The sequence below is a fragment of the Flavobacteriales bacterium genome, from assembly GCA_013214975.1.
Lineage (GTDB): Bacteria > Bacteroidota > Bacteroidia > DT-38 > DT-38 > DT-38.
Genome location: JABSPR010000254.1, coordinates 1 through 2,135 on the forward strand (window position 1 = coordinate 1; position 2,135 = coordinate 2,135).

Sequence of the window (2,135 nt, forward strand, 5' to 3'; positions counted from 1 at the left end):
GCCAATTTTTCAATGAAATTACTCATATTTTGCTCTAATTGAGCCCATTGTCTTGAATTGCATGTTATCACTCCAGGAATTCTGCTATTCATTGTTTCATGCAGTTTGATTGCATGGGTATTGTATTAAGGAAGGGAGAGTCGATTTGGGATCATGTCTACACGATAGATTTGCATATTGAAGAGATTAGGGAAAGTCATATTAATATGAATGGGCAGGATATTATTATTTCTCAGCTTAGTTTTTTTAAAGATAAATTACGAGAAGTAGATCGTAGATCATTATCTGAATTTGTTGTGATTCATGGTGTTGGTACAGGTATTCTTAGGATGGAAGTAGAGAAAATACTGGACTTGAATTCCGATTATATTATCGAAAAAGCATCATCACTTCATTATGGGGACGGGGCGACTTTTGTTACCGTTAAATAAGTAATTTTGAAGTGCAAATTGTTCTATCGCCGTTCTGGTAAAACAGAAAGGAGGAAAGTCCGGACAACGTAGAGCGCCATACTTCTTAACGGGAAGGATCCGTTTAACGGAGACAGATAGTGATGCAGAAAATAAACCGCTTTCACCCTTCGAAGCTTTTGCGAAGAAGGGTTTGTCTGAAGCTTGCTTTAGAGAGTGATGGTGAAAAGGTGGGGTAAGAGCCTACCAGTGTATGGGGTGACTCATATAGCTATAAAACCTTATGGGTTGAAAGACCAAATAAACCGAGGCCAGTTTTTAATTAAGCTGTTAAAGTTGCTCGCTTAACTCGGAGGGTAGGTTGATATATTCAGTTAGTGATGACTGGAATAGATAAATGATAGAACCTTAATTAACTTGTTAAATAAGGAACAGAATCCGGCTTATAACTTTGCGCATAGTGCTATCATCTTAGGGTGATAGCACTTTTTTTTGCGCTAATAATTATCTGTTAACCTTGAAAATCATACATAGGAATAGCGTTGATATGCTCTAAAAGGCTTTTCTCTTGATTTAGTTTTTCGTGTGTTTTTGGGTTATTTATTTTATAAGGTGAAATTGTTTAGTATTTATAGAAATAATAGAATTCAAATTCGGGATTTTCATAAAAAAGGAAATAATATTGAAGTTCAAAGCAACCTTCTTGCAAATGACGCGTCTAATAGGATACACAACGAAAAGATATTAATGGTTCTTGGATTTTTACTCCATAGTTTTATTTAAGAACCATTAATATCAATTCTTTCGATTTCTGTTTTAAGATTTAAGCTCCTTATGTGGAGTTTTTTTTATTTTTGGCCTAAATTCATTCAAACAGAGAGAATAATGAGAAAAATATTTTACGTCTTCACTATGCTATCAATAGTTCTAGCTGCATGTTCTACTACAGGGCAAAGCGGTAGTATTGAAAAAGTATTAAAGAAGAAGCATGGAGAGGGCTTATTTGCGGCAATAAATACAAATAAAGGATCAATTATTATTGCTTTAGATTATGATAAAGTACCTATGACAGTAGGGAACTTTGTGGCATTAGCAGAAGGCGCTATGGCCAATGATTCGAAAAAAGAGGGAGAGCCGTTTTATGATGGACTCTTATTTCATCGAGTTATAAAAGATTTTATGGTTCAAACGGGTGATCCGGCTGGAAATGGAAGTGGTGGTCCTGGTTATAAATTTCCTGATGAATTTCATGACGATTTAAAACATTTAGGAGGTGGTATTTTGTCTATGGCTAATTCTGGTCCGGCTACGAACGGAAGTCAATTCTTTATAACACATAAAAGTACCCCTTGGCTTGATAATAAACATAGTGTTTTTGGTCATGTATTAGATGGGATGGATATCGTTAATTTGATTGCAAAAGGAGATACTATACTTGATGTTAAAATATTAAGGGTAGGTAAGGTTGCTAAGAAATTCGATGGCTTGGCACAGTTTAATAAAGGTAAAGTAGACCTTGAATTAAAAGAGAGCGCAAAGAAGAAAGAAGAGAAAGATGCTTTTCTTTCAGTAATAAAAGAAAAGTATGGAGAGATAACAGATACAACTGCTAGTGGCTTAATGTACCAAATTGTTCAAAAAGGAACAGGAGTCCAGGCATCGAAGGGTAAAACGGTTAAAGTGCATTATGAAGGTTATTTGGTAGATGGAAAGAAGTTTGATTCA

The 2,135-nt window shown here is 35.0% G+C and carries 2 protein-coding genes and 1 other RNA gene; all 3 read left to right on the forward strand.

Annotation, left to right across the window (positions count from 1 at the left end; translation table 11 throughout):
* Positions 1 to 113 precede the first annotated feature (113 nt).
* Entirely contained in the window at positions 114 to 431 is a 318-nt protein-coding gene (locus tag HRT72_08290; GenBank protein NQY67705.1) for a Smr/MutS family protein, read from the forward strand.
* A gap of 10 nt (positions 432 to 441) precedes the next feature.
* Positions 442 to 872, forward strand: an RNA gene (gene rnpB, locus HRT72_08295) — RNase P RNA component class A.
* A gap of 423 nt (positions 873 to 1,295) precedes the next feature.
* Positions 1,296 to 2,135 (forward strand): peptidylprolyl isomerase (locus tag HRT72_08300; protein NQY67706.1); only part of this gene is annotated, 840 nt, incomplete at its 3' end.

Bases quoted from the DNA above. Each gene is read 5' to 3' on its own strand.
- HRT72_08290 (NQY67705.1), top strand. From the start codon at position 114: ATGGGTATTGTATTAAGGAAGGGAGAGTCGATTTGGGATCATGTCTAC.